Origin of the sequence: Pseudomonas sp. Irchel s3b6 (assembly GCF_900187415.1) — a bacterium.
Classification (GTDB): Bacteria; Pseudomonadota; Gammaproteobacteria; order Pseudomonadales; family Pseudomonadaceae; genus Aquipseudomonas.
On record NZ_FYDM01000001.1, the window covers coordinates 21,211 to 44,688 of the forward strand.

Genomic DNA, 23,478 nt, shown 5'->3' on the forward strand with positions numbered 1-23,478 from the left:
CTCTGACCACTGCCACTCCAATGCGTTGCCTCGCGCGGCACCCGCGGGGTGGTCAGCATAAGAACTTTCTTCATCTTTTGAGTGCTGAGTTTGCGAGGTTGGCCACTTCGAGGCAGGGTCGTTCAATCCCTCAAAACCCGCCTCCGGATAGCGCTTTCGCCATTTGAACACCACAGATTCTGAGATCTGGGCTGATTGCAAGCCTCGCGTTTGAATTCAGCGGAAAAGCAACGACTTTGCTTGGCCATCAGACACCTCGAACTAGTGAGTATTCCCGCCTAAATGGGTGTCCGGTCTCATCAGGCCACTACACTAACGCTTTGGAGACGAAAAAACTTGTCCTTCGGCTAACTACTTAATTCAGGCCTACCGGCCAGGTCACCTTCCGAACTCCAGCACTAAGGGCGAGTGCTGCCGCTATTCTTCAGCGTTTTAACAGGCCCCACGAGCTGAAAATTGCTAAGACGTTTGAGCAATATCCTCTTCCAGCTCACGTACCGCCTTACTGATCTTGATGGCAAACCGCCGCTCAACCTCAGTATCGCTTAAAAGCTTGGCGTCAGCGCCAAGCCAAATCTCAAGCACCTGGCGCTTCTTCACACTTGAAATGCCCCCGTTACCCGAAAGGATGAGTGTCATGCAGGCGCAGACCATGAAGCAGGCCAAGCTGGAAAAGATTCACGTGGAAATCGTCAAGCGGATGGCCGAGCAGATCAAGCTGAACGCCGAGGCCGGGAAGGTGACCTGTGAAACTTCCTGGTATCCAGTTGCTGTTGCCACGGGGTTGATCGGCACGGTGGCCGCTGTCACAGCGGTATTGGTCAAGCTTCTTTAATGCCTCCCGGCAGTGGAGTGCCATTACTCACGACAAAACCCCTGACGTGCTCGGCGCACGCCAGGGGTTTTGTGTTGTTCGGTGGCGGGTGAGCCGGGCCCGTTGCCTGGGGCCCTGTACGCTCTATCGATTGAATCGCTCGACCAGGGAGTACTGGGTGGACGCTGTCTGGGTCAGTTCCTTGCTCAGGTCCGCGGAGTGGCGGGCCTGTTCCGAGGTTTGGTCGGCCAGGTGGGCGATGGTGGTGATGTTGCGGCTGATCTCCTCGGCGACGGCGGTCTGCTCTTCGGTGGCGGCGGCGATCTGGGTGGTCATGTCGGTGATGTTGGCCACCGCCTCGCTGATGCCCACCAGGGCCTTGTCGGCCTCAAGCACCCAGGCCACGCCTTCCTCGGCCTGGCGGTGGCCGCTTTCCATGGTCTGTACGGCGTTGTGGGATGAGGTCTGGAGTTTGCTGATCAGGTCATGGATCTGGGTCGTGGACTGGGAGGTGCGCTGCGCCAGCTGGCGAACCTCGTCGGCCACCACCGCGAAGCCCCGGCCCATGTCGCCGGCGCGTGCGGCTTCGATGGCGGCATTGAGGGCCAGCAGGTTGGTCTGATCGGCGATGCCTTTGATGACGTCGACGACGGTGCCGATTTCATTGCTGTCCCTGGCCAGTTGCGCGACGGTTTGCCCGGTCTCCCCGACGACGGTGGAAAGACGCTCGATGGCCGCGCGGGTGTCCCGGGCCACGTCGCGTCCGCGTGCGGTCAGCAGGTTGGCTTCCTGGGTGGCGTCCGCCGTGCGCTGGACATGGCTGGCGACTTCCTGGGTGGTCGCGGCCATCTGGTTGACGGCGGCGGACACTTGCTCGGTTTCGACGCGTTGGCGATCGAGGCCTCTTGAGCTGTCGGCAGCCAGCACGTCGGATTGTCCGGCCAGCCCGCTCAGTTGCTCGGCGGTGTCCTGCAAGCGCGTGAGGCATGTTTTCAGGCGCGCCGCCTGGCTGACGAAGGCGGCTTCCAGGCGGCCCTGAGGTCCGCGTTCATCGCTGTACATCTGCGCGACCAGTGCATCGGAGGTGGAAGGCTCGGCCATTTGCAGCAGGCGCAGGGTGCCTTGTTTCTGCCAGCGCGAGGTGAGCAAGCCGAGCGGTACGGCGACGCCGGCGGTCACGGCAATCGCCACGGGCGCGCTGAGGAACAACCCGCTCACGGTACCCGCCAGCCCCATGGTCAGGTACGGCAGGCAGTCCAGCAGGGCCGGTAGCCAGGTGTCCTGGCGGGGGATGGCCGGTTTGTCCTGGGTGATGCGTTTATAGAGGGACTCGGCCCGGCGGATCTGATCGGCTGTCGGCTTGACCCTGACCGATTCAAAGCCCACCACCCGGCTGCCTTCGAATATTGGCGTGACGTAAGCGTTGACCCAGTAGTGATCGCCGTTTCGGGAGCGGTTCTTGACGATCCCCATCCACGGACGCCCTTGCTTGAGTGCGCCCCACATATGGGCAAACACGGCCGGGGGCACGTCGGGGTGGCGGACGATGTTTTGTGGCGCGCCAATCAGATCCGCTCTGTCAAAACCACTGATGTCGACGAAGGCGTCATTACAGTAGGTAATGACACCGCGAGCGTCGGTCGTGGAGATGAGCTTCTGTTGCGGGGCCAGCGCAATTTCGCGTTGGGTGACGGGCTGGTTGTTTCTCATTCCTGATGCTCCCTGGGTCCGGTAGAAGGCCATCGGCATGCATCGGGAAAATATGAGCGAATGTTTCAAAAAATCATTAGATAACAATGAGTTGTATTTACTGTTTGTCCGTGACCTGGCTCCTGGCAGGAATATTTCCCATGCTATTGAATGGCATGGATAACGGTTTTGGAAGGGGGGGGCGTTCTATCCCTTAGTACCCGCCACCCCCACCGCCGCTGGAGGGCTCCCGTGCTTTTTGCTGTGCATGACTCCATTCGGCGCAGGTCATGAATCCCGTGTGATCGACCTTGCCGTAACTGTCAAAACTGACGCTATAGGTGTGTTTGTGTTCTGCCTGGGTCAGCAGGTAGTCATAGCAGCTGCCAAGCTCGACGGTGCGTTCGCTGATGGACAGGGGCTTGCCGCCGATCTGCTGGACCTGATCCTTGCTCATACCGTTTTCGACGTTGGCGAACAGTGGTTGGTCCTGATAGATCTGAGCGTAGGAGGTGCATCCCGCCACTGTCGAAAATCCGACGAGCAGTGCGAGTAGGAGTATGTTCATGGTCGGGCTCCCGGAGTGAGTGCCGCGAAGAGACACCTGGGTGCATCAGTTCAAGTAAAGTCGAGTTCGGTGGGGTTCGCCAAATCGTCTCGGGGCTCCGAGGGGCGGGAAGGGCAGGCAACAAAAAGCCCGCGCAATGGCGGGCTGTCTGTTTGGGGGGCTGGTTCCATCAGCGGGGCAGAGTGTGCTCCGTGGACCCTGCTCAAGCAACGGTCAGGCGACGAAATGCCAAGGTAGACGGCAAGGTCGATGAGTGGCGCCCGGGCGGTATTCACCCACGCCTGGCGGGTACGGCCTCAAGCTTTCGCAGAGGCTGGATGTCTAACCGATGTGGAGCTACATTTCTCCTTTTGACGACAAGGAATCATCATGCGGATATGGGCAGTGGCGCTTGCAGGCGCGGTGTTGGCCGGATGTTCATTGCCGGCGTCCCTGGTGCCGGGCGAGCCCAATGTCAGCAAGGTGTCGGCCAAGCCACCCAAGGAATACGCCGCTTGTGTGCTGCCGCTCTGGCAGCGGGAGATTCCGAAGACCACCCAGGTCTCGATCTCCAACGGATTCAGGATCAACGCCCCCAGTATCATCACCGCCGATGAAATCCTGGACATCGTCAAGTACAAGGACGGTAGCCGGGTATCGCTCTATCAAGGGCCGCCATGGGCCAAGACCGATGCGCTGCGAAAGGCGGTGCGCGACTGCCTGTAGCTCGCAGGCCTTGCCCGGCGGCAAGGTGAAGGACGTTTGCTGCCGGTCAAGGGTTCTCTTGCGTTTCACAGACGAAGTAATTGCTCTTACGGTTCTTGGCGGTGAGGTCTTTTGTCAGCTTTTTGGCTGCCGCGACACACTGAGCATAGCCATCGGGCTGGGCCCAATGCTCAAGGGGGATCACCTGGCAATCTGTGCGCGATGCGTCCGTGCACAGGTACAGCAGTAAAAACACCGTCATACAGACCCCTGCACGCTCGATATCGCAATCGGTGGCGCAATTCGTGCCTCAAGTCTCCAGTATGTACGTCTCCATGACTTCGGCCAGTTCGCGGCCGATTTCCAGCCCATCAAGGACAGTTCATGATTATCACCACGACCCACTCCATCGAAGGCCGGCAGATTGCGGCGTACCTGGACATCGTCAGCGCGGAGTCCGTGCAGGGCATCAACGTCGTACGGGATATATTCGCCGGGATGCGCGACTTTTTCGGTGGGCGTTCGCAGACGCTGGAACGCGCGTTGAAGGATGCGCGGGCCCAGGCAACGGAAGAACTCAAGGAGCGCGCGCGGAGCGTGCAGGCCGATGCCGTAGTCGGGGTGCACTACGAGATCAGCATTCCTTCCGGCAAGGGCAGTATGTTGATGGTCTTTGTGACGGGGACGGCGGTCAGTCTCAAGTAGACGGGCTGACCGTTCGTCGGGTGTTAAGCTTTTGAAACAGTAGTCTAGTAATGACCGGCTAGTCTCAGAATGCTTGAGGGTCAGTGCTTTTTTAGGCAATCCGTTGCTTGCCGGTATTGACCTGTCTGGAGGAGCAGGGAAATGAGCAATCCTTACATCGAAGATGATGGCGCGGAGTATCCGGTCAATAATTGCGTGCGCTGCGGGCAGACGGATTACGTTTCGGGTTTTGCTGAAACACCGGCAGGATCGGGCAATGCCCGCTCGACAGTGACCAGGAACACGGCAAAGCCGTTTATGCCCAAGGTGGCGGCCCCTGTGCGCAAGCCAGTCGCTAAAGTGTAAGCAGGCCCAGCCAAAGAACGGTTTTCCGTGGGTGGAGGTCGTTGTGTCAAGCGTGTGCCACACTTTGTATCAGGTTTGTCGGACGAGGTTTTTTTTCACGTTTCTTTCACAAGCGCATCCGTAGGCTCAGGTCATCCGTTAAAAGCAATCTTCTCAGCCCGTTCCCCAGCGGGCTTTTTTTTGCCTGCGATAAAACTCTTGGCGTAAATGCTGTCAAACTTGGGCGCTCAGGAAGGAGGGCCGGGTTCCGGAGTGAACAACCCTCTTTCCAGGCATCCCGTTTTTTACTGTTCAGTACACTGTTTGAGGTTTATGTCATGCGTTTAACTCTGCCTGCTCTGGTTATGGGGCTTTTGGTCGCTCAAGGTGCAATGGCCAGTGACGGCACCGCAGCACTGGGTGGCGGTCTTGGCGGCGCGCTGGGTAACGCAGTGGGTCACAAACTGGGCGGTAGCACCGGTGCTGCGATCGGCGCAGGTGTTGCGGGCGCGGCCGGTGGTGCTGCTGGCGCAAGCAAAGGCAGCCGTACCGAAGCCGCCATTGGCGGTGGTATCGGTGCTGCCGGTGGTTCGGTGATCGGCAACAAGCTGGGCGGCAAGTCCGGCTCCACCATCGGTGCAGGCATCGGCGGTGCGGCGGGTAGCGCAGTGGGTAGCAAAATGGCCAAGTAAGGATCACTGATCCTGGCGGCTCGATGTACGAAAACCCGGGCGAATGCCGGGTTTTTTTATGACGTCCTACAAGGCATCCCGCACGCCATGGCAGTGATCACCGCTCGTGACTTGCTGGACCACGATCTGAAGGGCGGGGGCGGTAAACAGTTGCTGGATGTAAATCAGGCTCGCTATGCTGCTGAACCCTTTAATCGATGGTGACAAGGGGAATCATGACCATGGCCGTACCTGAGCCGTTCCCGGAATGTTGTGTTGATAACGGATCAGATGCGATGAATGCACCGCTGGATGTGGGCCCGATCAAGGCCGTGATATTCGATATGGATGGTCTGTTGCTCGACACCGAGGGCATTTACACCGAGGTCACGCAGATCATTGCGCAACGCTACGGCCGCACGTTCGACTGGAGCGTCAAGCAAAACATCATCGGCCGTGGCGCGGCGGACCTGGCGCGCTATGTGGTGCAGGCGCTGGAGCTGCCGATCAGCGCCGAAGAGTTTCTAGTGATCCGCGAGCCCTTGATGCGTGAGCGTTTTCCACGTGCGCCAGCGATGCCGGGGGCACGGGAGTTGGTGGAGCACCTGAAGGCGAACAACATTCCAATCGCCGTGGGCACCAGTTCTTCGAGCCAGTCCTTCGCGCAGAAAACCACGCAGCACCGTGACTGGTTTGCGCTGTTCGACACCATCGTGACCGCTGACGATCCCGAGGTGGGCGCGGCCAAGCCGGCGCCGGATATTTTCCTGACGGCAGCCCGACGCCTGGGCGTGGCGCCTGAAGACTGCCTGGTCTTCGAGGACTCACCCTTTGGTGTCACCGCAGCGAAAGCCGCAGGGATGACGGCGGTCGCAGTACCCGACGCGGCCATGGCGGACGAAAAATATGCCCATGCCGATCGCATCCTGCGTTCGTTGAAGGCCTTTGAGCCGCAGGCGTATGGCCTGCCGGTACAAGAGCCAGCGTGACGGGCAAAGCCTCGACAGCAAAACGCCGGGTGACCTGATAAAGGTGACCCGGCGTTTTTCTTTTGGGGGAGCTAGGAGCGTGGGTCAGGCGCCAAACCCACCGTCGATGGTCAGGCTGGCGCCGGTGATGTATCCGGCTTCGGGGCCAACAAGGTAGGCGACAAAACTGGCGATCTCGGCGGCGGTGCCGTAGCGCCCGACGGCCATCAGCGGGATCAGGCTATCGGCAAACTCACCATGGGCCGGGTTCATGTCGGTGTCGACCGGGCCGGGCTGCACATTGTTGATGGTGATCCCCCGTGGGCCCAGGTCGCGGGCCAGGCCTTTGGTCAGGCCGACCAGTGCGGCCTTGCTCATGGCGTAGGGGCCGCCACCGGCGAAGGGCATGCGGTCGGCGTTGGTGCTGCCGATATTGATGATGCGACCCCCTTCGGTCATGTGCCTGGCGGCTTCCTGGGTGGCGATGAACACGCTGCGCACGTTGATGGCCAGGGTCTGGTCGAAGTCTTCGAGCTTGAACTCTTGCAGTGGGGCAATCGCCAGCACACCGGCGTTATTGACCAGGATGTCCAGTCGGCCAAAGGTTTCGGCCGTGGTGTTGACAGCATGGCGGATGGCGTCGGCATCGGCACTGTCGGCCTTGATGGCCAGTGCTTTGCCGCCGCTGGCGGTGATGCTGTCCTGCAGTTCCTGGGCCTTGGCGCTGGAGCTGACGTAGGTGAAGGCGACGGCGGCGCCTTCAGCGGCCAGGCGCTTGACGATAGCGGCACCGATGCCGCGGGAGCCGCCCTGGATCAGAGCAACTTTACCGCTGAGGTGTTGAGTGGTCATGTCGATCTCCAATGTCCCGGGGCGAGTTGCCTCGGTTGATGGCGCCCAGTATCGAGGGTCGATTACCTGCTGTGTAGGCGGTAATTGCGATAGTCTGTGTAAACCAAAAGTTTATAGTGGCGCCCATGGAAACCTTTAGCAGCATTGAGTGCTTCGTGCGCAGCGCCGAGGTCGGCAGCTTTGCCGAGGCCGCGCGGCGCTTGAGCCTGACCCCGGCGGCGGTCGGCAAGAGTGTCGCCAAGCTGGAAGCGCGCCTGGGCGTCCGGCTGTTTCAGCGCAGCACCCGCAGCCTGACACTGACGGAGGCCGGTCAGTTGTTTCTCGGCGAGGTCAGCGCGAGTCTACAGACGATCCAGAATGCGGTGGCCAATCTGGCCAGTGCCGAAGGGCAGCCGGTCGGGACCCTTAAAGTCAGCATGGGCACGGTCTTCGGGCGCCTGTACATCGTGCCGTTGCTGGGTGAGTTCTTGCGGCGTTTCCCGGCGATCAACCCGGATTGGCATTTCGATAATCGCCAGGTCGATTTGATTGGGCAGGGGTTCGACGCCGCGATAGGCGGTGGCTTTGAGCTGCCCCAAGGGGTGGTGGCGCGCAAGCTGACCCCGGCCCATCGCGTGCTGGTGGCCTCTAGGGAGTACCTGGCGCGCCATCCCGAGGTGATCGAACCAGACGATCTCAAGCACCACGACGGCATCCTGATTCGCTCGCCGCAAACCGGTCGCGTGCGCTCCTGGCAACTGACCCATCAAGGCCAGCAGCACAGCCCGTTGGTGCTCAAGGCGCGGATGACCATGAGTGACTCGGAAGCGGCCTGCGCCACGGCGACACAGGGCTTGGGCATCGCCCTGGTGAGCATGCCGTTCGCGGTGGGGTATCTGGAGGCGGGAACCTTGCAGCGGGTGTTGCCGGACTGGTACGTCGATGACGGCAACATCTCGATCTATTACGCCGAACACAAGCTGCTGCCGGGCAAGACCCGTGCCTTTGTGGATTTCATTATCGAGCAATTTGCCGGGCAGCAGCTGGCGCAGCGCTTCAGTGCGGTGTGAACCGGGCTCGAAATCGAGGTGAGGCGTTCGCGAGCAGGCTCATACCCCCAGGGGGAGAGCCTGCTTCTGCAGGAGGAGAGGGGGGTCAGGCTTTTTTGATGATGTTGCCGGCGTGCAGGCCGCACTCTTTCTGGGTGGCTTCTTCCCACCACCAGCGGCCTTCGCGTTCGTGCTGGTTCGGCAGTACTGGGCGGGTGCAGGGCTCGCAGCCAATGCTGATGAAGCCGCGCTCATGCAGGCTGTTGTACGGCAGCTCCAGCATGCGGATGTAACCCCAGACTTCTTCGCTGGTCATTTGCGCCAGCGGGTTGAACTTGTACAGGGTGCGTTCCGGTGTCGAGAACGCGCTGTCGATTTCCAGCACCGCCACCTGACTGCGGGTGCCCGGGCTCTGGTCGCGACGCTGGCCCGTGGCCCAGGCGCGAACGGTGGACAGCTTGCGGCGCAGCGGTTCGATCTTGCGGATGCCGCAGCATTCGCCGTGACCGTCCTTGTAGAAACTGAACAGGCCTTTTTCCTTGACGAAAGGTTCCAGCCTGGTGTGGTCCGGCGAGACCAGTTCGATCTGGATGTTGTAGTGCTCGCGCACCTGGTCGATGAAGCGATAGGTTTCCGGGTGCAGGCGTCCGGTGTCGAGGCTGAAGACCTTGACGTTCTTGTTGAGCTTCCAGGCCATGTCCACCAGCACCACGTCTTCGGCGCCGCTGAAGGAGATCCACAGGTCGTCCCCGAACTCGGCAAAGGCCAGTTTGAGAATGTCCTGGGGCGATCGGGTGGCATAGGTCGCGGCGAGTTCAGCGACGTCGAACGATGGGCTCATCAAGGCGGTTTCCTACAGGTCGGTGGCGCTAAGCGCTCTCTATAATGGCGATGGTAGCAAAAACCCGGGTCAACGGGTGCGCTCGTCTGCGTTGCGCCCGTCGGTTCGACTCGCTAGAGTTCGGCAGTCCTTTTGCTCGCTCAACTCAATAATCAGTACAAATGGGAGTGTGTTGTGGAAATTGCCTGTCTCGACCTGGAAGGTGTGTTGGTCCCGGAAATCTGGATCGCGTTTGCCGAAAAAACCGGGATTGAATCCCTCAGGGCAACCACCCGGGATATTCCCGATTACGATGTCCTGATGAAGCAGCGGCTACGTATTCTCGACGAGCATGGCCTGAAGCTGTCCGACATCCAGGAAGTGATCGGCACCCTCAAGCCGCTGGACGGCGCCATCGAGTTCGTCAACTGGCTGCGTGAGCGCTTCCAGGTGGTGATTCTGTCCGACACCTTCTACGAGTTTTCCCAACCGCTGATGCGCCAGTTAGGTTTCCCGACCTTGTTGTGCCACCGCCTGGTGACCGATGAAACCGGTCGAGTGACCGGCTACCAACTGCGCCAGAAAGACCCCAAGCGTCAGTCGGTGCTGGCGTTCAAGAGCCTTTACTACCGGGTGATCGCGGCCGGCGACTCGTACAACGACACGACCATGCTGGGTGAGGCGGATGCCGGGATCCTGTTCCATGCCCCCGACAACGTGATTCGAGAATTCCCGCAGTTCCCGGCGGTGCACAGCTTTGCCGAGCTCAAGCAGGAGTTTCTCAAGGCGTCGAACCGCGAGTTGAGCGTGTAAACCCGCTTCTGTGGCGAGGGGGGCAAGTGCCCTCGTCACAAAAATTCCGGCCTACAGGCCCTGCAAGGTATCGAGCAACACCTTCACCTTAGTGATGGATTCCTGATACTCGGCCTGCCAGTCCGAGTCCGCGACGATACCGCCTCCGCCCCAGCAGCACACCTGACCGTCCTTGACCAACAGGCTGCGGATGGCGATCGAGCTGTCCATTTCCCCGCGAACGTCCAGATACAGCAACGAGCCGCAGTACAGGCCGCGACGGGTCGGTTCCAGCTCGTCGATGATCTGCATGGCGCGGATTTTCGGTGCGCCGGTGATCGAGCCGCCGGGGAAGCTGCCGGCGATCAGGTCCAGGGCGTCTTTGTGGTCGGCCAGTTCGCCGGTGACGCTGCTCACCAGGTGATGGACATTGGGGTAGCTTTCCAGGCTGAACAGTTCCGGGACGCGTACCGAGCCGATGCGGCAGGTACGACCGAGGTCGTTGCGCAGCAGGTCGACAATCATCAGGTTTTCCGCGCGATCCTTGGGGCTGGCCAGCAGCTCGGCAGCGTTGGCCGCGTCTTGTGTGGCGTCCTGCCCGCGTGGGCGGGTGCCTTTGATGGGGCGGGTTTCCACATGCCCGGCGCTGACTTTGACGAAGCGCTCGGGCGACAGGCTCAGCACGGCCCCGCCGTCGGGCAGGCTTTGAAAGCCTGAGAACGGCGTCGGACAGGCTGCCCGCAGGGCGCAATATGCCGCCCAGGCATCGCCTTGGCAGGGGGCGCGGAAACGCTGGGCAAAGTTGACCTGATAGCAGTCTCCGGCCTGGATGTAGTGCTGGATGCGCTCGAACGCTTGCCGATAGTCGTCGGCGCTCAGGTCGGGCTGCATGGCGCCGTCCAGGTTGAACGCGGCGTCGGTCGCTTCAGTGTCCTGGCTGAACAGCTCGATCAGGCGCTGGCGCTCGGTTTCGCTCTGGTCGGGATGACACACCAGCTGGCTGGTGCCGTGCAGGTGGTCGCTGATCAGGGCCCAGTCATACAGGCCGAAGCGTGCATCGGGTAACTGAAGGTCATCCAGGGCGCGGGAGGGCAGGGCTTCGAGGTGACGACCGAAATCGTAGCTCAGGTAACCGATCAGCCCGCCAGCGAATGGCAGTTCGAAGGGGGCCGGCAGGCTGGCTTCACCCAGTCGGGTCAGGGTGTCGCGCAGGCGTTGCAGGAACGCACTGCCGCTTTCGTCCGGTGCCACTGCCAGCGTTGCCAGTGGCCAGGCACTGAGCAGGTCATAACGGCCGCGCTCGGCACTTGGCCGACCGCTGTCGAGCAGCACACTGCCCGGGGCATGGCGGATCGCCGCAAAATAGTGGGCGGGGTTGGCGTGATAGGGCAGCGGGTATACGGAGCAGGTCGACATGGGCGGGGTAGATCAGCCATCGAGGCGGGGTGGCGATTGTAGTCCTCTGCAGGAAATGCCTCTAGAGGATAATCAAGATCGTTCCCACGGGACGCAGTACCTCACGCGAGCATGCCCGCGCAGAGTGTGGGGAACGATCACATCGCGAGCAAGCTCCCGGTCTCGGCTCAACCCTCGACCGGAGGAATATGCCCGAACATCTCCTGGACAAAGCGCACGCGTTCTTCCACGGTTTCGCTGATGCCCTTGGCCTTGAGTTCTTCCAGGCGTGCCTCGACCGCATGGGTGCGCAGTGTCAGCCCGCAGTCGTTGGCAATCTGAATGTTCAGCCCCGGTCGCGCGTTGAGCTCGAGAATCAGCGGGCCTTTCTCCTGGTCCAGCACCATGTCGACACCGATGTAGCCCAGGCCGCACAGTTCATGGCAGCCGGCGGCCAGCTTCATGAAACCGTCCCAGTAGGGCAGTTGCACGCCATCGACCGCGTTGGTGGTGTCCGGGTGCTTGGTGATGATGTTGTTCAGCCAGGTGCCGCGCAGCGTCAGGCCAGTGGCCAGGTCGACACCGACGCCGATGGCGCCCTGGTGCAGGTTGGCCTTGCCGCCGGACTGGCGAGTCGGCAAACGCAGCATGGCCATGACCGGGTAGCCCATCAGCACGATGATGCGAATGTCCGGCACGCCTTCATAGCTGATGCTTTTGAAGATCTGATCGGGAATCACCCGGTACTCGATCAGCGCGCGGTCGCGGTGACCGCCCAGGGAATACAGGCCGGTCAGGATGCTGGAAATCTGATGCTCGATTTCCTCATGGCTGATGATCTTCCCCGACACGGTGCGATAGCGCCCCTCGAAGCGATCGGCGATCACCAGGATGCCGTCACCGCCGGCACCTTGTGCCGGCTTGATCACGAAATCGCTGCGCTCGCCGATGATCTCGTCGAGCTTTTCGATTTCCTTTTCGGTGGAGATCACGCCGTACAGTTCGGGCACGTGAATGCCGGCCTGGATCGCCCGTTCCTTGGTGATGATCTTGTCATCGACGATCGGGTACAGGCTGCGCTTGTTGTACTTGAGCACGTAGTCGGCGTTACGCCGGTTGATGCCCATGATGCCCCGCGCTTCCAGGGCCTTCCAGGTCTTCCAGAAACCGAACATTACGAATCAGCCTTGAGGAAGGCTTTGAAGCGCACGAGCTCGGTCAGGCGATAGCCGCGATAACGACCCATGGCCAGCATGAAACCCACCAGGATCAGCAGGATCGCCGGGAACGTGAACACGAAGTACACCAGTTCCGGCACGCTCATGATCAGATGCGCCAAGGAGGCGGCGAACAGGGTACCGATCGCGACTTTCATGGCATGGCCACCACCGCGCTCTTCCCAGGTGATCGACAGGCGTTCGATGGTCATGGTCAGAATCACCATCGGGAACAAGGCCACCGACAGCCCGCGCTCCAGGCCCAGCTTGTGGCTGAACAGGCTGATGGCTGCAATCAGCACTACCACGAAGGTCAGCACCACCGACAAGCGCGGCAGCATTTGCAGCTTCAGGTGTTCAAGGTAGGAGCGCAGTGACAGGCCAAGGGCGGTGATCACCGTGAACAGCACGATGCCGAAGCCCAGCTGGGTTTCGCGGAAGGCCAGGGCAATCAGCACCGGGGTAAAGGTGCCAAGGGTCTGCAAGCCGATCAGGTTGCGCAGCACCAGGATCACCAGCACGCCGATCGGGATCATCACCATGATCATGAAGGTCTGCTGGGTTTCCAGGGGCAGGCCGTACAGCGAGTACTCGAGGAAGTTGGCGTCGGTGTTTTCGTCGGTCAGCTTGGCCAGGCGAATGGCGTTCATTTCGCTGTTGTTCAGGCTGAAGGTGACGGTGGCTTTCTTGCCGCCATCGACGGTTATCAGGTTGTCATCGCCGGTCCACCACAGCAGGCGGTCGGTCGGCAGGCCCTGTTCGCCGGTTTCCGGGTTGAAGTACAGCCAGTCGGTGCCGTTGAAGCTACGCAGCCACAGTTCCGGTGTTTGCGGCTGGTCGGCCACCAGGCGAATGGTGTGGACCTTTTCCACCGGGACGTGGGCGATGGACAGCAGCAGCTCGACGATCTTCGCCTTGTGCGCCGCTGACGGGTCGCCGGCCCAGAGCATCTTGGCGTTGTCGTCGTTGCTGTTGTTGACCCGCTTGATTGCTTCGCTGATGAAGGTCTCGACGTCGGCCGAGTGCTGGCGAATCGGCGCGAGCAGGGCTTCGGCGGCGACTTTTTCCGGGCCTTCGATGGCGATGCTGTCGCGGAAGGTCGGGCCTTTGATCTTGGGCTTTTCAGCGGTGTAGCGCTTGGTCAGCACCAGCCGGTAATAAAGGGTCTGGTTGCCCTTGGCGCGGCGAGCCGACCAGGTGACCTTGCGGTTGCCGTCGACACGGTTGACCGCCACGCCGTAGTTGTTGGAGATGAAGCTTTCATTGAGGCTGACGTAGTCGCGGCTCAGGGGCGGCACGAACATCTGGATCTTGACCGGGTCCTTGGCGCTGGCGACGAACTCGACCTTGGCGTCGATGTTCCACAGGTCGTCGGTGGCGTCTTCGGTCACCGGGATGCCCAGCACGAAAATCTGATAGGCCGTAACTGAAATGCCCAGCACCACCAGGATGGCGATCAGCATTTTCAGATGAAGGGTAAGAGCGCGCATGGGTATTACTCTGCGGTGTGAACGTCGGTGGCGCAGGCGGGTTTGCCAGCAGCGTATTTAAGGCTAGGGTCGACCAGTGCATCAAAGCGTTTCAGTGCTTCGGAGCCGATCAAGAGCGGGTATTGGAATGCACTTCGGTCGGTCAAGTTCACTTCTATGCTGCGCAAAGCCGATCCCATGCAGATATCCAGCTCGATCACCGGGCGCGCCGTGTACTTTTTTCCCTCCTCGGGATCGTAGTCGCCAGCGCGGCGCTTGATCTTGCTGACCCGCGCCAGCGGGCGTTCGATCGGGTGCGAGTGGGCGGCGTCGATGGCCAGGTAGAAGCGTACCCAGGATTCGCCGTTGCGTTTGAAGCGCTTGATGTCGCGGGCACTGAGGGAGGCGGTCTTGGCCCCGGTGTCGAGTTTGGCCGCGACTTCCAGGTCGATGCCTGATAACTGCGCGTACTCGTTCAGGCCGTACACAGTCTTTTCTCCGGCGTGGCCGAGGCCCGGTAGGCAGAACAGACAGAACAAAATAGGGAGGTGCTTGAGTCTCATAAATCCTGGCGCGTTGCTGTCCATTCTTCAGTTCAAGGTGACTGGCATTACTGCGCAAGCGCCCTCGGGTGTCTGTCATAAGAAGATGACAGGCAAATGCGGGCGGCATTCTAGCACGGTGTTTTTCTGGTGCCAGCGCCGGGGACGTCCTTTACTTTAGTTTTACCAACGGCCTTTATTAGACGATTGTCGACAATCGCCCGAATTACTTTGACGAGTGGCGGGATATTGGTTAGTTTTTGTCGCACTGACTTACAAGGTGTCGACAATATGCTGGATCAACTCGATCCCCCGGTGATTGCCCCGGACGATTCGGAAACCCTTTCCGAGAACGTCTTCCGGCGTATCCAGGCGGCCATTGTCAAAGGCGAGATCGCACCGGGCAGCAAAATCTCCGAGCCTGAGCTGGCGCGTACCTATGGCATCAGCCGCGGACCGCTGCGTGAGGCGATCCACCGCCTGGAAGGCCAGCGCTTGCTGGTTCGCGTCCCCCATGTCGGCGCCAGGGTGGTATCGCTGAGCCATGCCGAACTTCTGGAACTCTACGAAATCCGCGAATCCCTCGAAGGCATGGCCTGTCGCCTGGCGGCCGAGCGCATGAGTCGCGAAGAAATCGACGAGCTGCGCCAGGTGCTGGAAACCCACGAGCGCGACGCTGCGTTTCAGGCAGGCGTCGGCTACTACCAGCAGGAAGGCGATTTCGACTTCCACTATCGAATCATTCAGGGCAGTGGCAACCGCACGCTGACGCAGATGCTGTGCGGCGAGCTGTATCAACTGGTGCGCATGTACCGCATCCAGTTTTCCGCCACCCCCAATCGGCCACGCCAGGCGTTTGCCGAGCACCACCGGATTCTCGATGCCATCGCCGACCGTGACGGCGAACTGGCCGAGTTGTTGATGCGTCGACACATCGGCGCTTCAAAACGCAACATCGCCCGTCACTATCAGGACGGCGCCCATCAGACAGTCACTCCACGAGGTGAGTCATGAGTTCCAACAAGAGCACACCAGGCCAGCGTTTCCGTGATGCGGTTGCCAGCGAGCAACCGTTGCAAGTGGTCGGCGCGATCAACGCCAACCACGCGCTGCTGGCCAAGCGCGCCGGTTTCAAGGCCATTTACCTGTCCGGTGGCGGCGTCGCCGCCGGTTCCCTCGGTGTACCGGACCTGGGCATTACCGGCCTGGACGACGTACTGACCGACGTGCGCCGTATCACCGACGTCTGCGACCTGCCGCTGTTGGTCGACGTGGACACCGGTTTCGGTTCCTCGGCCTTCAATGTGGCACGTACCGTGAAGTCGATGATCAAGTTCGGCGCTGCGGCAATTCACATCGAGGACCAGGTGGGTGCCAAGCGCTGCGGTCACCGCCCGAACAAGGAAATCGTGACCCTGCAGGAAATGGTCGACCGCATCAAGGCGGCTGTCGATGCGCGTACCGATGACAGCTTCGTGATCATGGCCCGTACCGACGCCCTGGCGGTGGAAGGCCTGGAGTCGGCGCTGGACCGCGCCGCCGCGTGCATCGAGGCCGGTGCCGACATGGTGTTCCCGGAAGCGATCACCGAGCTTGAGATGTACAAGCTGTTCGCCAGCCGCGTGAAAGCGCCGATCCTGGCCAACATCACCGAATTCGGTGCCACGCCGCTGTACACCACCGAACAGCTCAAGGCCGCCGACGTGTCCCTGGTGCTGTACCCGCTGTCGGCCTTCCGCGCCATGAACAAGGCCGCGGAAAACGTTTACACCGCGATCCGCCGCGACGGTACGCAACAGAATGTCATCGACACCATGCAGACGCGCATGGAGCTTTACGATCGCATCGACTACCACACCTTCGAGCAGAAGCTCGATGCGTTGTTTTCCCAGAAGAAGAGCTGAGTCAAGCCCTGTAGGAGCGAGCTTGCTCGCGATGGACGTCAACGATAACGCGGGGCCCCTGATACACCGAGGTGTGCCGTCCACCATCGCGAGCAAGCTCGCTCCTGCAGGGTCGGGTAATCCCGACCAATGTATTTGCCGATTCCCTAACAAATTCAAGATTGGAGAGAGCAATGGCCGAAGCAAAAGTATTGAGTGGCGCCGGGCTACGTGGCCAGGTTGCCGGGCAAACCGCCTTGTCCACCGTGGGCCAGGAAGGTGCAGGCCTGACCTATCGTGGCTATGACGTGCGCGAACTGGCGGCTGAGGCACGCTTCGAAGAAGTGGCCTACCTGCTGCTGTACGGCGATCTGCCGACCGAAGCCCAGCTGGCGGCCTACGTCAGCAAGCTGAGCAAGCTGCGCGACCTGCCGCAAGCGCTGAAAGAAGTGCTCGAGCGGATTCCGGCCGACGCCCACCCGATGGACGTGATGCGCACCGGTTGCTCGTTCCTGGGTAACCTGGAACCCGAGCACAGCTTCAGCGAACAACACGACAAGACCGACCGCCTGCTGGCGGCGTTCCCGGCGATCATGTGCTACTGGTATCGCTTCAGCCACGATGGCAAGCGCATCAACTGCGTGACCGACGAAGCGTCCATCGGCGGCCATTTCCTGCACTTGCTGCATAACAAGAAGCCGAGCGAGTTGCACGTCAAGGTGATGAACGTGTCGCTGATCCTCTACGCGGAGCACGAGTTCAACGCCTCGACCTTCACCGCCCGCGTCTGCGCCTCGACCCTGTCCGACCTGTTTTCCTGCATCACCGCGGCCATCGGTTCGCTGCGCGGCCCGCTGCACGGCGGTGCCAACGAGGCTGCGATGGAAATGATCGAGCGTTTCTCGTCGCCGGAGGAGGCCATCAAGGGCACCCTCGGCATGCTGGAGCGCAAGGACAAGATCATGGGCTTCGGTCACGCGATCTACAAAGACAACGACCCGCGCAATGAAGTGATCAAGGGCTGGTCGAAAAAGCTGGCTGACGAAGTGGGCGACACGGTGTTGTTCCCGGTCTCCGAAGCCATCGACAAGACCATGTGGGAGCAGAAGAAGCTGTTCCCGAACGCTGACTTCTACCATGCCTCGGCGTACCACTTCATGGGCATCCCGACCAAGTTGTTCACGCCGATCTTCGTCTGCTCGCGCCTGACCGGCTGGGCGGCGCATGTGTTCGAACAGCGTGCCAACAACCGCATCATCCGTCCGAGCGCCGAGTACACCGGCGTTGAACAGCGCAAGTTCGTGCCAATCGAACAACGCTGAATGGTGGAGGCTTGACGCGGGGATCTGAGTTCAACGCAGATCCCTGTAGGAGCGAGCAAGCTCGCTCCTACAGGGATGGTGTGAACTTCAAGTCTGGCGCCAGGCCCCACCCTTTGAAACTACCGTGACCCGAGTCCTGACCGATGAACACAGAATTCCGTAAAACGCTGCCCGGCAGCCACCTGGATTACTACGACGTCCGCGCGGCGGTCGAGGCCATCCAGCCCGGCGCCTACGACACCCTGCCGTACACCTCCCGCGTGCTGGCGGAAAACCTGGTACGCCGTTGCGACCCGGCCACGCTCACCGAATCCCTGAAGCAATTCATCGAGCGCAAGCGCGACCTCGACTTCCCCTGGTTCCCGGCCCGCGTGGTGTGCCACGACATCCTCGGCCAGACCGCGCTGGTCGACCTCGCCGGTCTGCGCGATGCCATTGCCCTGCAAGGTGGCGACCCGGCCCAAGTGAACCCTGTGGTACCGACTCAGTTGATCGTCGACCACTCCCTGGCCGTCGAGCGCGGTGGCTTCGACCCGGAGGCGTTCGAGAAGAACCGCGCCATCGAAGACCGTCGCAACGAAGACCGTTTCCACTTCATCAACTGGACCAAGAAGGCGTTCAAGAACGTCGACGTGATCCCGCCGGGCAACGGCATCATGCACCAGATCAACCTGGAGAAAATGTCTCCGGTGATCCAGGTGCGTGACGGCGTGGCATTCCCTGACACCTGCGTCGGCACCGACAGCCACACCCCGCACGTCGATGCCCTGGGTGTGATCGCCATCGGTGTCGGTGGCCTGGAAGCCGAGAGCGTGATGCTCGGTCGCGCATCGTGGATGCGTCTGCCGGAAAGCGTCGGTGTCGAACTGACCGGTAAGCTGCAGCCGGGCATCACCGCCACCGACATGGTGCTGGCGCTGACCGAGTTCCTGCGCAAGCAAAAAGTGGTTGGCGCATGGCTGGAGTTCTTCGGTGAAGGCGCCTCCGCGCTGACCCTCGGCGACCGCGCGACCATCTCCAACATGGCCCCGGAATACGGCGCTACGGCGGCGATGTTCTACATCGACCAGCAGACCATCGACTACCTCAAGCTCACCGGCCGTGAAGACGAGCAGGTGCAACTTGTCGAGCAATACGCCAAGCAGGTCGGCCTGTGGGCTGACAGCCTGAAGGGCGCGCAATACGAGCGCGGCCTGACTTTTGACTTGTCCTCGGTTGTGCGCAACATGGCCGGCCCGAGCAACCCGCACGCCCGTGTCGCGGTTTCGGATCTGGCGGCCAAAGGCATCTCCGGCCAATGGGACGATGTGCCGGGTCAAATGCCGGACGGCGCGGTGATCATTGCCGCCATCACCAGCTGCACCAACACCAGCAACCCGCGCAACGTGATCGCCGCCGGCCTGCTGGCGCGCAACGCCAACAAGCTCGGCCTGACCCGCAAGCCATGGGTCAAGTCGTCCCTGGCTCCAGGCTCGAAAACCGTGGCGCTGTACCTCGATGAGGCCGGTTTGACCGATGAGCTGGAGCAGCTCGGTTTCGGCGTCGTGGCCTTCGCCTGCACCACCTGCAACGGCATGTCCGGCGCACTGGACCCGGTGATCCAGCAAGAAATCATCGACCGCGATCTGTACGCCACTGCCGTGTTGTCCGGCAACCGTAACTTCGACGGCCGGATTCACCCTTACGCCAAGCAAGCGTTCCTTGCTTCGCCGCCACTGGTGGTCGCCTACGCCATCGCCGGGACCATCCGTTTCGACATCGAAAAAGACGTGCTGGGCGTGGTTGACGGCAAGGAAATCCGCCTGAAGGACATCTGGCCGAGCGACGAAGAAATCGACGCAGTGGTGAAAGCTTCGGTCAAGCCGGAGCAGTTCCGCCAGGTGTACATTCCGATGTTCGCCATCCACGAAGACACCGGCCCGAAAGTCGCGCCGCTGTACGACTGGCGCGAAATGAGCACCTACATCCGTCGTCCGCCGTATTGGGAAGGCGCGCTGGCCGGGGCACGTCCGCTCAAGGGCATGCGCCCTCTGGCAGTACTGCCGGACAACATCACCACCGATCACTTGTCGCCTTCCAACGCCATCATGCTCGACAGCGCCGCCGGCGAGTACCTGGCGAAAATGGGCCTGCCGGAAGAGGACTTCAACTCCTACGCCACCCACCGCGGTGACCACCTGACCGCGCAGCGCGCGACCTTCGCCAACCCGAAACTGTTCAACGAAATGGTTCAGGAAAACGGCAAGGTCAAGCAGGGCTCGCTGGCCCGTGTCGAGCCGGAAGGCCAGGTCATGCGCATGTGGGAAGCGATCGAGACCTACATGGATCGCAAGCAGCCGCTGATCATCATCGCTGGCGCCGACTATGGCCAGGGTTCGTCCCGTGACTGGGCAGCGAAAGGCGTGCGCCTGGCGGGTGTGGAAGCGATTGCCGCCGAAGGTTTCGAACGCATTCACCGCACCAACCTGGTGGGCATGGGCGTGTTGCCGCTGGAGTTCAAGCCGGGCACCGACCGCAAGACCCTGGGCATCGACGGCACTGAAACCTACGACGTCATCGGCGAGCGCACGCCGCGCGCCACCCTGACGCTGGTCATCACTCGCAAGAATGGTGAGCAGGTCCAGGTACCGGTGACCTGCCGTCTCGACACCGCTGAAGAAGTCTCGATCTACGAAGCCGGCGGCGTGTTGCAGCGCTTCGCACAGGACTTCCTCGAATCGGCTGTTGCCGTCTAACGCGACCTGCGGGGGCAGGGCGCCGACGCCCTGTCCCGGCACACAAGGAATACTATGGCTCACGTACCTCAGATAAAGATTCCCGCGACCTACATGCGTGGCGGTACCAGTAAAGGCGTGTTCTTCAGCCTGCAGGATTTGCCTGAATCGGCGCAGGTGCCGGGCGCGTCCCGCGATGCCTTGCTGCTGCGCGTGATTGGCAGCCCCGACCCTTACGAAAAACAGATCGACGGCATGGGCGCGGCGACCTCCAGCACCAGCAAGACGGTGATCGTGTCCAAGAGCCTCAAGGCCGATCACGACGTCGATTACCTGTTTGGTCAGGTGTCCATCGACAAGCCTTTTGTCGACTGGAGTGGCAACTGCGGCAACCTCTCGGCGGCCGTCGGTTCATTCGCCATCAGCAGCGGCCTGGTCGATGCCAGTCGCGTGCCGCACAACGGCGTGGCCGTGGTGCGAATCTGGCAGGCCAACATTGGCAAGACCATCATCGCCCATGTACCCGTCACCGACGGTGCGGTGCAGGAGACCGGTGATTTCGAGCTCGATGGCGTGACCTTTCCCGCCGCTGAAGTGCAACTGGAGTTCATCAGTCCAGCGGCCGAGGAAGAGGGCGCGGGCGGTTCGATGTTCCCGACCGGCAACCTGGTGGATGACCTGGAAGTGCCTGGCGTCGGTACCTTCAAGGCCACCATGATCAATGCCGGTATCCCGACCATCTTCGTCAATGCGCAGGATATCGGTTACACCGGCGCCGAGTTGCAGGGCGACATCAACAGCGACCCGAAAGCGCTGGCCATGTTCGAAACCATTCGTGCCTACGGCGCATTGCGCATGGGCCTGATCTCGAACCTGGACGAAGCGGCCAAGCGTCAACACACCCCCAAGGTGGCGTTCGTTGCGCCGGCTGCCGGCTACGTTTCTTCCAGTGGCAAGGCGGTCGCGGCACAGGACATCGACCTGTTGGTGCGTGCGCTGTCCATGGGCAAGTTGCACCACGCGATGATGGGCACCGCAGCCGTGGCCATCGGTACGGCCGCGGCCATCAACGGCACGCTGGTAAACCTGGCGGCCGGTGGTGTTGATCGCAATGCCGTGCGTTTCGGGCACCCGTCGGGCACCTTGCGCGTCGGCGCCGAAGCCCGTCAGGTTGACGGCGAATGGACCGTGACCAAGGCCATCATGAGCCGCAGCGCGCGGGTGTTGATGGAAGGGTTTGTACGGGTGCCGGGCGACTCTTTCTGAACCAGGCAACAAACCCCTGTGGGAGCGTAATGCTGTTCAGTTAAGCGAACGCCGACCTTTTGTAGGAGCGAGCGGGCTCGCGATGGACGTTAACGATAACGCGTGTTTTCTGATTAAACGCGCTGCTCTTGAGTTCATCGCGAGCCTGCTCGCTCCTACACTTGGATCACATTCCAAAATAAGAACGTAGTTGCCGACTGAGATTTATCTGAACCGAGGTCCCATCAACGAACCACTTGCCGAGTGAATCGAACATGAGCGCCAACGTTGACCTGAACACCCGCCCTGACTACGACAAGGTCCTGCAGGACATTGCCGACTATGTACTGGGTTTCCAGATCGAGTCCCAAGAGGCTTTGGACACGGCTCGCAATTGTCTGATGGACACCTTGGGCTGCGGCCTGTTGGCCCTGCGCTTTCCCGAATGCACCAAGCACCTGGGCCCTGTCGTCGAAGGCACCGTCGTGCCCTGTGGCGCGCGTGTTCCCGGTACGAGTTACCGCCTGGATCCAGTCAAGGCTGCCTGGGACATCGGCTGCATCGTACGCTGGCTCGACTACAACGACACCTGGCTGGCCGCTGAGTGGGGCCATCCCTCGGACAATCTGGGGGCGATTCTGGCGATCAGCGATCACCTGTCGCAAAAACGCGTCGCCAATGGCGAGGCGCCGTTGACCATGCGGGCGGTGCTGGACGCAATGATCATGGCCCATGAGATTCAAGGCGTGATTGCACTGGAGAACTCCTTCAATCGGGTCGGTCTCGATCATGTGCTGCTGGTCAAAGTCGCGTCTACCGCCGTGGCGGCCAAACTCATGGGCGCTAACCGCGAGCAACTGTTGTCAGCGTTGTCCCACGCCTTTGTCGATGGCCAGGCGTTGCGCACTTACCGTCATGCGCCGAATGCCGGCTCGCGCAAGTCCTGGGCGGCGGGCGATGCGTCCAGTCGAGGCGTGCGCCTGGCGGATATCGCACTGCGTGGCGAAATGGGCATCCCGGGTGTGCTGACCGCACCGCAGTGGGGTTTCTACGATGTGCTGTTCAGCCACACCAACAAGGACCTGGCGCTCAAGTCCGAAGACAAGCGGGCCTTGAGCTTCTCGCAGCCGTACGGCATCTACGTCATGGAAAACGTGCTGTTCAAGATCAGTTTTCCGGCCGAATTCCACGCGCAAACCGCCTGCGAGGCCGCGGTGACGTTGCATCCGCAGGTGCGCAATCGTCTGCATGAAATCGACAAGATCGTCATCACCACTCACGAGTCGGCGATCCGCATCATTTCCAAGGTTGGTCCGCTGGCCAATGCCGCTGACCGTGACCACTGCATCCAATACATGACCGCCGTCCCTCTGGCCTTCGGCAACCTGGTGGCGGAGCAGTACGAAGACGCCTTTCATGCAGCGCACCCGATCATCGATGTGTTGCGCGAGAAGATGGAGATTATCGAAGAGCCGCGCTACACCCGCGAGTACCTGGAGGCCGACAAGCGTTCCATCGCCAATGCACTACAGGTGTTCTTCAAGGACGGTTCAAGCACGGAGCAGGTGGTGGTCGAGTACCCGATCGGACATCGTCGCCGTCGTGCCGAGGGTATTCCGCTGCTGGAAGACAAATTCAAGGCCAACCTGGCCACCCGGTTCACCGCCCAGCGTTCGGCGCAGATTCTTGCCCTGTGCAAGGATCAGGCTGCACTCGAAGCGACACCGGTCAACCGTTTCATGGACTTGTTCGTGATTTAAATGCAGCGTCAAGCTT

General features: G+C 61.1%; 24 protein-coding genes and 1 pseudogene. 14 read left to right on the top strand and 11 right to left on the bottom strand.

Annotated features, from left to right (window positions below):
* Positions 1-14 precede the first annotated feature (14 nt).
* Together CKW07_RS00100 and CKW07_RS00105 are read right to left on the bottom strand one after the other, a co-directional pair.
* Positions 15-189: pseudogene (locus CKW07_RS00100) on the bottom strand (helix-turn-helix domain-containing protein); the annotation flags it as partial.
* A gap of 270 nt (positions 190-459) precedes the next feature.
* Entirely contained in the window at positions 460-639 is a 180-nt protein-coding gene (locus tag CKW07_RS00105; protein WP_256576993.1) for a hypothetical protein, read from the bottom strand.
* A 13-nt stretch (positions 640-652) separates the two neighbouring features.
* Between CKW07_RS00105 and CKW07_RS00110 the strand changes: the two genes are divergently transcribed.
* Positions 653-835 carry a hypothetical protein gene (locus CKW07_RS00110; RefSeq protein ID WP_095143582.1) on the top strand — a complete coding sequence of 61 codons (183 nt, stop codon included), beginning with the start codon at positions 653-655 and terminating at the stop codon, positions 833-835.
* Between the two features lie 123 nt (positions 836-958).
* Here CKW07_RS00110 and CKW07_RS00115 read toward each other — a convergent pair whose 3' ends face one another.
* Both CKW07_RS00115 and osmE read right to left on the bottom strand, forming a co-directional pair.
* A complete protein-coding gene (locus CKW07_RS00115; RefSeq protein WP_371850634.1) occupies positions 959-2,464 on the bottom strand; it encodes a methyl-accepting chemotaxis protein in 1,506 nt (501 codons plus the stop codon).
* A 253-nt stretch (positions 2,465-2,717) separates the two neighbouring features.
* Positions 2,718-3,071, bottom strand: a complete 354-nt coding sequence (gene osmE, locus CKW07_RS00120) for an osmotically-inducible lipoprotein OsmE (RefSeq protein ID WP_095143048.1) — start codon at positions 3,069-3,071, stop codon at positions 2,718-2,720.
* 369 nt (positions 3,072-3,440) lie between these two features.
* Between osmE and CKW07_RS00125 the strand changes: the two genes are divergently transcribed.
* The gene (locus CKW07_RS00125) at positions 3,441-3,776 is read left to right on the top strand and encodes a hypothetical protein (protein WP_095143049.1); all 336 of its coding nucleotides are present in this window, start codon (positions 3,441-3,443) and stop codon (positions 3,774-3,776) included.
* 46 nt (positions 3,777-3,822) lie between these two features.
* Here the strand turns inward: CKW07_RS00125 and CKW07_RS00130 are convergent, their stop codons facing one another.
* Positions 3,823-4,017, bottom strand: coding sequence for a hypothetical protein (locus CKW07_RS00130; RefSeq protein ID WP_095143050.1), 195 nt, complete (start codon positions 4,015-4,017; stop codon positions 3,823-3,825).
* 122 nt (positions 4,018-4,139) lie between these two features.
* Between CKW07_RS00130 and CKW07_RS00135 the strand changes: the two genes are divergently transcribed.
* The 4 genes from CKW07_RS00135 to CKW07_RS00150 all read left to right on the top strand — a co-directional run bounded on the left by CKW07_RS00135 (position 4,140) and on the right by CKW07_RS00150 (position 6,444).
* Positions 4,140-4,460 carry a YbjQ family protein gene (locus CKW07_RS00135; protein ID WP_095143051.1) on the top strand — a complete coding sequence of 107 codons (321 nt, stop codon included), beginning with the start codon at positions 4,140-4,142 and terminating at the stop codon, positions 4,458-4,460.
* A 141-nt stretch (positions 4,461-4,601) separates the two neighbouring features.
* Positions 4,602-4,805 (top strand): hypothetical protein, encoded by a 204-nt coding sequence (locus CKW07_RS00140; RefSeq protein ID WP_095143052.1) that lies wholly within the window; start codon positions 4,602-4,604, stop codon positions 4,803-4,805.
* 317 nt (positions 4,806-5,122) lie between these two features.
* Positions 5,123-5,476 (top strand): glycine zipper 2TM domain-containing protein, encoded by a 354-nt coding sequence (locus CKW07_RS00145; protein WP_095143053.1) that lies wholly within the window; start codon positions 5,123-5,125, stop codon positions 5,474-5,476.
* Positions 5,477-5,751: 275 nt separating this feature from the next.
* Positions 5,752-6,444: an HAD-IA family hydrolase gene (locus CKW07_RS00150; protein WP_095143054.1), complete on the top strand. Its 693-nt coding sequence runs from the start codon at positions 5,752-5,754 to the stop codon at positions 6,442-6,444.
* Between the two features lie 84 nt (positions 6,445-6,528).
* Here CKW07_RS00150 and CKW07_RS00155 read toward each other — a convergent pair whose 3' ends face one another.
* Positions 6,529-7,275: a 3-oxoacyl-ACP reductase family protein gene (locus tag CKW07_RS00155; RefSeq protein WP_095143055.1), complete on the bottom strand. Its 747-nt coding sequence runs from the start codon at positions 7,273-7,275 to the stop codon at positions 6,529-6,531.
* A 125-nt stretch (positions 7,276-7,400) separates the two neighbouring features.
* Here CKW07_RS00155 and CKW07_RS00160 point away from each other — a divergent pair, with 125 nt between their 5' ends.
* Positions 7,401-8,324, top strand: a complete 924-nt coding sequence (locus CKW07_RS00160; RefSeq protein WP_095143056.1) for a LysR family transcriptional regulator — start codon at positions 7,401-7,403, stop codon at positions 8,322-8,324.
* An 85-nt stretch (positions 8,325-8,409) separates the two neighbouring features.
* Here CKW07_RS00160 and CKW07_RS00165 read toward each other — a convergent pair whose 3' ends face one another.
* Complete coding sequence (locus CKW07_RS00165; protein WP_095143057.1) at positions 8,410-9,144, bottom strand: phosphoadenylyl-sulfate reductase; 735 nt, start codon at positions 9,142-9,144, stop codon at positions 8,410-8,412.
* A gap of 174 nt (positions 9,145-9,318) precedes the next feature.
* On the opposite strand from CKW07_RS00165, the gene thrH reads away from it, so the two are divergent.
* Positions 9,319-9,936 (top strand): bifunctional phosphoserine phosphatase/homoserine phosphotransferase ThrH, encoded by a 618-nt coding sequence (thrH, locus tag CKW07_RS00170; RefSeq protein ID WP_095143058.1) that lies wholly within the window; start codon positions 9,319-9,321, stop codon positions 9,934-9,936.
* 51 nt (positions 9,937-9,987) lie between these two features.
* Here the strand turns inward: thrH and pabB are convergent, their stop codons facing one another.
* The 4 genes from pabB to CKW07_RS00190 form a co-directional block, all read right to left on the bottom strand.
* Entirely contained in the window at positions 9,988-11,331 is a 1,344-nt protein-coding gene (gene pabB, locus CKW07_RS00175; RefSeq protein WP_095143059.1) for an aminodeoxychorismate synthase component I, read from the bottom strand.
* A gap of 167 nt (positions 11,332-11,498) precedes the next feature.
* On the bottom strand, positions 11,499-12,485 hold the full coding sequence (locus CKW07_RS00180; RefSeq protein WP_095143060.1) for an alpha-L-glutamate ligase-like protein: 987 nt from the start codon (positions 12,483-12,485) through the stop codon (positions 11,499-11,501).
* Positions 12,485-14,017, bottom strand: a complete 1,533-nt coding sequence (locus CKW07_RS00185) for an inactive transglutaminase family protein (protein WP_095143061.1) — start codon at positions 14,015-14,017, stop codon at positions 12,485-12,487. The genes CKW07_RS00180 and CKW07_RS00185 overlap by 1 nt, the downstream gene beginning before the upstream one ends.
* Positions 14,018-14,022: 5 nt before the next feature.
* Positions 14,023-14,559 carry an ATP-dependent zinc protease gene (locus CKW07_RS00190; RefSeq protein WP_095143583.1) on the bottom strand — a complete coding sequence of 179 codons (537 nt, stop codon included), beginning with the start codon at positions 14,557-14,559 and terminating at the stop codon, positions 14,023-14,025.
* A 273-nt stretch (positions 14,560-14,832) separates the two neighbouring features.
* Between CKW07_RS00190 and CKW07_RS00195 the strand changes: the two genes are divergently transcribed.
* The 6 genes from CKW07_RS00195 to prpD all read left to right on the top strand — a co-directional run bounded on the left by CKW07_RS00195 (position 14,833) and on the right by prpD (position 23,462).
* Positions 14,833-15,552, top strand: a complete 720-nt coding sequence (locus CKW07_RS00195) for a GntR family transcriptional regulator (protein WP_172736608.1) — start codon at positions 14,833-14,835, stop codon at positions 15,550-15,552.
* A complete protein-coding gene (gene prpB / locus CKW07_RS00200; protein ID WP_095143062.1) occupies positions 15,549-16,442 on the top strand; it encodes a methylisocitrate lyase in 894 nt (297 codons plus the stop codon). The genes CKW07_RS00195 and prpB overlap by 4 nt, the downstream gene beginning before the upstream one ends.
* 173 nt (positions 16,443-16,615) lie before the next feature.
* Positions 16,616-17,743 (top strand): 2-methylcitrate synthase, encoded by a 1,128-nt coding sequence (prpC, locus tag CKW07_RS00205; RefSeq protein ID WP_095143063.1) that lies wholly within the window; start codon positions 16,616-16,618, stop codon positions 17,741-17,743.
* 143 nt (positions 17,744-17,886) lie between these two features.
* Positions 17,887-20,478 (top strand): Fe/S-dependent 2-methylisocitrate dehydratase AcnD, encoded by a 2,592-nt coding sequence (gene acnD / locus CKW07_RS00210; RefSeq protein WP_095143064.1) that lies wholly within the window; start codon positions 17,887-17,889, stop codon positions 20,476-20,478.
* A 54-nt stretch (positions 20,479-20,532) separates the two neighbouring features.
* Positions 20,533-21,723, top strand: coding sequence for a 2-methylaconitate cis-trans isomerase PrpF (prpF, locus tag CKW07_RS00215; RefSeq protein ID WP_095143065.1), 1,191 nt, complete (start codon positions 20,533-20,535; stop codon positions 21,721-21,723).
* Positions 21,724-21,977: 254 nt separating this feature from the next.
* The gene (prpD, locus tag CKW07_RS00220) at positions 21,978-23,462 is read left to right on the top strand and encodes a 2-methylcitrate dehydratase (protein WP_095143066.1); all 1,485 of its coding nucleotides are present in this window, start codon (positions 21,978-21,980) and stop codon (positions 23,460-23,462) included.
* Positions 23,463-23,478: the final 16 nt, after the last annotated feature.

Bases quoted from the DNA above. Each gene is read 5' to 3' on its own strand.
- CKW07_RS00105 (WP_256576993.1), bottom strand. From the start codon at position 639: ATGACACTCATCCTTTCGGGTAACGGGGGCATTTCAAGTGTGAAGAAG.
- CKW07_RS00110 (WP_095143582.1), top strand. From the start codon at position 653: ATGAAGCAGGCCAAGCTGGAAAAGATTCACGTGGAAATCGTCAAGCGG.
- osmE (WP_095143048.1), bottom strand. From the start codon at position 3,071: ATGAACATACTCCTACTCGCACTGCTCGTCGGATTTTCGACAGTGGCG.
- CKW07_RS00125 (WP_095143049.1), top strand. From the start codon at position 3,441: ATGCGGATATGGGCAGTGGCGCTTGCAGGCGCGGTGTTGGCCGGATGT.
- CKW07_RS00130 (WP_095143050.1), bottom strand. From the start codon at position 4,017: ATGACGGTGTTTTTACTGCTGTACCTGTGCACGGACGCATCGCGCACA.
- CKW07_RS00135 (WP_095143051.1), top strand. From the start codon at position 4,140: ATGATTATCACCACGACCCACTCCATCGAAGGCCGGCAGATTGCGGCG.
- CKW07_RS00140 (WP_095143052.1), top strand. From the start codon at position 4,602: ATGAGCAATCCTTACATCGAAGATGATGGCGCGGAGTATCCGGTCAAT.
- CKW07_RS00145 (WP_095143053.1), top strand. From the start codon at position 5,123: ATGCGTTTAACTCTGCCTGCTCTGGTTATGGGGCTTTTGGTCGCTCAA.
- CKW07_RS00150 (WP_095143054.1), top strand. From the start codon at position 5,752: ATGAATGCACCGCTGGATGTGGGCCCGATCAAGGCCGTGATATTCGAT.
- CKW07_RS00155 (WP_095143055.1), bottom strand. From the start codon at position 7,275: ATGACCACTCAACACCTCAGCGGTAAAGTTGCTCTGATCCAGGGCGGC.
- CKW07_RS00160 (WP_095143056.1), top strand. From the start codon at position 7,401: ATGGAAACCTTTAGCAGCATTGAGTGCTTCGTGCGCAGCGCCGAGGTC.
- CKW07_RS00165 (WP_095143057.1), bottom strand. From the start codon at position 9,144: ATGAGCCCATCGTTCGACGTCGCTGAACTCGCCGCGACCTATGCCACC.
- pabB (WP_095143059.1), bottom strand. From the start codon at position 11,331: ATGTCGACCTGCTCCGTATACCCGCTGCCCTATCACGCCAACCCCGCC.
- CKW07_RS00180 (WP_095143060.1), bottom strand. From the start codon at position 12,485: ATGTTCGGTTTCTGGAAGACCTGGAAGGCCCTGGAAGCGCGGGGCATC.
- CKW07_RS00185 (WP_095143061.1), bottom strand. From the start codon at position 14,017: ATGCGCGCTCTTACCCTTCATCTGAAAATGCTGATCGCCATCCTGGTG.
- CKW07_RS00190 (WP_095143583.1), bottom strand. From the start codon at position 14,559: ATGAGACTCAAGCACCTCCCTATTTTGTTCTGTCTGTTCTGCCTACCG.
- prpB (WP_095143062.1), top strand. From the start codon at position 15,549: ATGAGTTCCAACAAGAGCACACCAGGCCAGCGTTTCCGTGATGCGGTT.
- prpC (WP_095143063.1), top strand. From the start codon at position 16,616: ATGGCCGAAGCAAAAGTATTGAGTGGCGCCGGGCTACGTGGCCAGGTT.
- acnD (WP_095143064.1), top strand. From the start codon at position 17,887: ATGAACACAGAATTCCGTAAAACGCTGCCCGGCAGCCACCTGGATTAC.
- prpF (WP_095143065.1), top strand. From the start codon at position 20,533: ATGGCTCACGTACCTCAGATAAAGATTCCCGCGACCTACATGCGTGGC.
- prpD (WP_095143066.1), top strand. From the start codon at position 21,978: ATGAGCGCCAACGTTGACCTGAACACCCGCCCTGACTACGACAAGGTC.